General features: G+C 66.2%; 5 protein-coding genes. 3 read left to right on the top strand and 2 right to left on the bottom strand.

The genetic code is table 11. From position 1 onward, the window contains the following. Window positions 1–153, top strand: a 153-nt coding sequence (locus WBQ44_RS22380) for a class I SAM-dependent methyltransferase (RefSeq protein WP_495568856.1), incomplete at its 5' end; no start/stop codon positions are given. A 90-nt stretch (window positions 154–243) separates the two neighbouring features. Here WBQ44_RS22380 and WBQ44_RS22375 read toward each other — a convergent pair. Beyond that, the gene (locus tag WBQ44_RS22375; protein ID WP_495568855.1) at window positions 244–1,467 is read right to left on the bottom strand and encodes a geranylgeranyl reductase family protein; all 1,224 of its coding nucleotides are present in this window, start codon (window positions 1,465–1,467) and stop codon (window positions 244–246) included. Window positions 1,468–1,650: 183 nt separating this feature from the next. On the opposite strand from WBQ44_RS22375, the gene WBQ44_RS22370 reads away from it, so the two are divergent. Both WBQ44_RS22370 and htpX read left to right on the top strand, forming a co-directional pair. After that, window positions 1,651–2,703 (top strand): polyprenyl synthetase family protein, encoded by a 1,053-nt coding sequence (locus WBQ44_RS22370; RefSeq protein WP_495568854.1) that lies wholly within the window; start codon window positions 1,651–1,653, stop codon window positions 2,701–2,703. 97 nt (window positions 2,704–2,800) lie between these two features. Continuing rightward, a complete protein-coding gene (gene htpX / locus WBQ44_RS22365; RefSeq protein WP_495568853.1) occupies window positions 2,801–3,661 on the top strand; it encodes a zinc metalloprotease HtpX in 861 nt (286 codons plus the stop codon). A 3-nt stretch (window positions 3,662–3,664) separates the two neighbouring features. On the opposite strand, the gene WBQ44_RS22360 is transcribed toward htpX, so the two are convergent. Then, complete coding sequence (locus WBQ44_RS22360) at window positions 3,665–4,165, bottom strand: YajQ family cyclic di-GMP-binding protein (RefSeq protein WP_495568852.1); 501 nt, start codon at window positions 4,163–4,165, stop codon at window positions 3,665–3,667. Window positions 4,166–4,374 lie beyond the last annotated feature (209 nt).

The raw sequence follows: 4,374 nt of genomic DNA, 5'->3' as shown, positions 1-4,374 counted from the left end.
AACCCCGACGCGTACGTCTACCTCGCCGAATCCATCCGAGCGTGGCCGACGCAGCAGCAGCTCGCCCAGACCATCGCCGACTCCGGGTGGTCGGAAGTGCAGTGGCGCAACCTCACCGGTGGCATCGTCGCCCTGCACCGCGCAGTGCGTTAGGCGCTGCGCGCCCGTGCATCAGGCGCTTCGCGCCCGTGCGCCAAAAGTGTTGTTGGAACCGCATTTTTCAAACACGGGCGCGGAGCGGCATCAACTGAACGGCGGCCGCGAATCGATCTTCAGCGACGCGGTCCCCGACGCTCTCCATGCCCGCGCGACGACGTCCGAGTCCGCTTCGGTGACGAGGTTGCCCATGACCCGAACGGCGACCTTCATCAGTGCGCGAGAACGCATGCCGATCGGGCCGGTGGCGGGCAGGAACCGAGGCACGGTCAGCAGCCCGGAGAGGCGTCGAGCAATGGAGAACGCCTGCCCGTAGTGCTCGCGGAGTAGTGCGGGCCAGGCCTCGGTGAGGTCGGTTTCCCCGAGCATGTCGGCGATGAACCTTCCGCCCTCGAGGCCGTAGTCGATGCCCTCGCCGTTGAGTGGATTCACACACGCGGCGGCGTCGCCGATGATCGCCCAGTTCTTGCCTGCGACGCCTGACACGGCACCGCCCATCGGTAGCAGTGCCGACGCCACCGCGCGCAGTTCGCCGTCGAGTTGCCAATCGGTGCGTCGCTGCCGGGTGTACAGGTCGAGCAGGGGGCGGAGAGCTCCTGGGCCGGGGCGCTTCGCCGTCGCCAGTGTTCCGACGCCGATGTTCACCTCGCCCGTGCCGAGCGGGAAGACCCACCCGTAGCCGGGCTGCAGGGTGCCGTCGCCGTCGCGCAGTTCGAGGTGTGAGGAAATGTACGGGTCGTCCGAGCGTCCCGAGGTGATGTATGCGCGGGCGGCGACGCCGAAGGTGGTGTCGCGGTGCCACTCCCGGCCGAGTTTCTTGCCGAGCGACGAGCGCACCCCGTCGGCGACGATCAGGGTGGAGCAGCGGACTTCTTCGCCGCCGTCGAACCGCACGGAGGTGATGGCGTTGCCGTCCCGTTCGACGCCGATCGCCTTTGCCCCCTCCATCATCGTCGCGCCGGATTCGATTGCGACACTGCGGATTCGGTCGTCGAGTTCGGTTCGGGGCACGGCGCTGCCGATGGACGGGAGGCTGCCGCCGGGCCAGTCGAGTTGCAACTCTTGGCCGAACCCGGAGAGCCGCAGTCCGCGGTTCTCGGTGCGTCCGCGGATCCAGCTGCCCAGCCCGAGCCGGTCGAGTTCGGCGATCGCCCGCGGGGTGAGGCCGTCGCCGCAGGCCTTGTCTCGGGGGAAGGTGGCCGCGTCGGCGAGCACCACTTCCCGGCCGCCACGCGCTGCCCATGCCGCTGCAGCGGAACCGGCCGGACCGGCGCCTACGACGAGAACATCGGTCGATCGGGAAGCAGTCACGCCCTCCAGTAAAGCAGCGGCGGGGTCTGCGACCGGGGTCACGGCCGCAGGTGCGGGCTATGTCACCGTGGTCTGCGGCACCTTCCGGCCGTGGCCCGTACCCGGTTCACTACGGTAGAGCCGGATACGTCGGGATCACAAAAAGAAGCATTCGCCGAAGACGAAGAGGACGGGACCATCATCGTGAGCACAGACGACGTGGGAGTCGAACCCGCGGAACGACCCGGTCAGACGGCCGGATCTACGGTCGTTGCCGGGGTGGATCTGGTCGACCCAGAGCTTGCACGAACCGTTGCCGCAGGTCTCGAACGCGTCGAAAAACTGATGATCGCCGAGTTGTCGGACGGCGAGGATTTCCTGACCGAGGCCGCATTGCATCTCGCGAAAGCAGGCGGCAAGCGTTTCCGCCCGCTGTTCACCATCCTCACTGCGCAGCTCGGGCCAAACCCGACCGACGAGTCCATCGTCACGGCCGCCACCGTCGTCGAGCTGGTTCACCTTGCGACGCTGTACCACGACGATGTGATGGACGAGGCAACCATGCGACGCGGCGCCGAGAGCGCCAACTCGCGCTGGGGCAACAGCATCGCCATCCTCGCCGGCGACTACCTGTTCGCTCACGCCTCACGCCTGGTGTCGACGCTTGGGCCCGAGGCCGTTCGCATCATCGCCGAAACCTTTGCAGAGCTCGTCACCGGGCAGATGCGCGAAACGATCGGCGTCAAGAAGGACGAGGATCCCGTCGCGCACTACCTGCGCGTGGTGTGGGAGAAGACCGGATCGCTCATCGCAGCGTGCGGGCGCTTCGGAGGAACCTTCTCCGGGGGCGACGCCGACCACATCGCATCGCTCGAGCGTCTCGGCGACGCCGTCGGAACGGCCTTCCAGATTTCCGACGACATCATCGACATCTCGTCCGCGTCGGAGCAGTCGGGTAAGACTCCCGGTACCGACCTCCGGGAGGGCGTGCACACGCTGCCCGTTCTGTACGCGCTCCGCGACGAGGGTGCTGACGGCGACCGCATGCGCGCACTGTTGAGCGGCCCGATCACCGATGACGCCGAGGTGGCGGAGGCGTTGGCGCTTCTCGGGCGTTCGCCGGGCATGGACAAGGCGAAGGCGACGCTCGGCGACTTCGCGGCAAAGGCTCACGCCGAACTGGCCACTCTTCCTCAGGGCGCCGCCAACTACGCGCTCGGGCGGCTCGTCGACTACACGGTCGAACGCGTCGGCTGAAAAGTGCTGTGAGGCCCGGGCTTCCGACAGGGAACCAGTCGGGCGTCGTGCTCGTTCTTCTCACGACAGGCAGGTGTTTGTCGGGAAGAGGCGACCGATGAGTTACGCGAACGGGGCGAAGACGTTCGGGCTGCTGGTGGGGATGTCGGCGCTCATCGTGTTCGTTGGCTCCCTGTTCGACAGTCCGACGATTCTGGTCCTGTCGGTGGTGTTGGCCGTCGGCGCCAACGGCTACGCGTACTGGGGCAGTGCGAGGTTGGCGCTCCGGTCGATGCGCGCCCAGCCCGTCACCGAAGTGGAAGCGCCGGCGATGTACCGAATCGTCCGGGAGCTCGCGACCACCGCGCATCAGCCAATGCCCGCGCTGTACATCAGCCCCACCAACAATCCCAATGCGTTCGCCACCGGACGTAACCCGCGGAACGCAGCGGTGTGTTGCACCACCGGCATCCTGGCGATCCTCGACGAGCGCGAACTACGCGCCGTGCTCGGCCACGAGCTCTCTCACGTCTACAACCGGGACATTCTGATCTCGTCCGTAGCCGGTGCGATGGCCGCGGTCATCTCGGGTCTCGCCAACTTCGCCATGTTCGCGTCGATGTTCGGGGGCCGCGGCAACAACGGTGCCAACCCGTTCGCGCTGCTGCTGGTATCGCTGCTCGGACCGATCGCGGCCACGGTCGTCAGACTGGCCGTGTCGCGTTCGCGTGAATATCAGGCCGATCAGTCCGGAGCCGAACTCACCGGCGACCCGCTCGCGTTGGCGTCGGCGCTACGCAAGCTCGAACTCGGGGTCCAGGCCAAGCCGCTTCCGCCCGAACCGCGCCTCGCCGCCGAATCGCACCTGATGATCGCCAGTCCGTTCCGCGCTGGGGAGAGGGTCGGGAAACTGTTCGCGACCCACCCCCCGATGGCCGAACGAATCGAGAGACTCGAGCGGATGGCCCGCGGCGGGTAGCTGCTACCGGTAGTTGACGAACTGCAATGCGATCCCGAAATCCTCGGACTTGAGCAGTTGCTGCACGGCCTGAAGGTCGTCGCGCTTCTTGCTGCTGACGCGTAGCTCGTCGCCCTGGATCTGGGCCTTGACGCCCTTGGGGCCGTCGTCGCGAATCTTTTTCGTGAGCTTCTTGGCGTTCTCGGTGGTAATGCCCTGCACGAGCTTGCCGGTGACCTTGTAGACCTTGCCCGACGCTGCCGGGTCGTTGGTCTCGAACGCCTTGAGCGAGACGTCCCGACGGATGAGCTTCTCCTTGAACACGTCGAGCGCGGCCTTGACCTTCTCCTCGCTCTCCGAGGTGATGACGATCACTTCGGACTCCCCGCTGCCCGACCACTCGATGACGGTGCCCGATCCGCGGAAGTCGAAGCGCGTCGACAGCTCCTTCGCAGCTTGTCCGAGAGCATTGTCGACCTCTTGACGGTCGACCTTGCTCACCACGTCGAAGGAAGAATCAGCCACTTGTCACTCCTGTGTAGATGGGTGTCTTGCTCGGTTTCGTACTCGACGTTAGCCGGTCCGCACCCCCGCTATCCACCCGGTTTGCGCCGAGGGGGCACGTTCGTTGTATTCTTCTCACCGCGCCGAAGAGCTAAAACTTTTCGGGTGCAAACCTGGCAGATTGCCCGAGCGGCCAATGGGAGCGGACTGTAAATCCGTCGGCTTATGCC

Origin of the sequence: Rhodococcus sp. (in: high G+C Gram-positive bacteria), assembly GCF_049591685.1 — a bacterium.
Taxonomy (GTDB): Bacteria; Actinomycetota; Actinomycetes; order Mycobacteriales; family Mycobacteriaceae; genus Rhodococcoides.
The sequence above is the reverse complement of the archived record's forward strand: the minus strand, read 5'-3'. Positions and strand labels throughout refer to the sequence as shown.

Bases quoted from the DNA above. Each gene is read 5' to 3' on its own strand.
- htpX (WP_495568853.1), top strand. From the start codon at position 2,801: ATGAGTTACGCGAACGGGGCGAAGACGTTCGGGCTGCTGGTGGGGATG.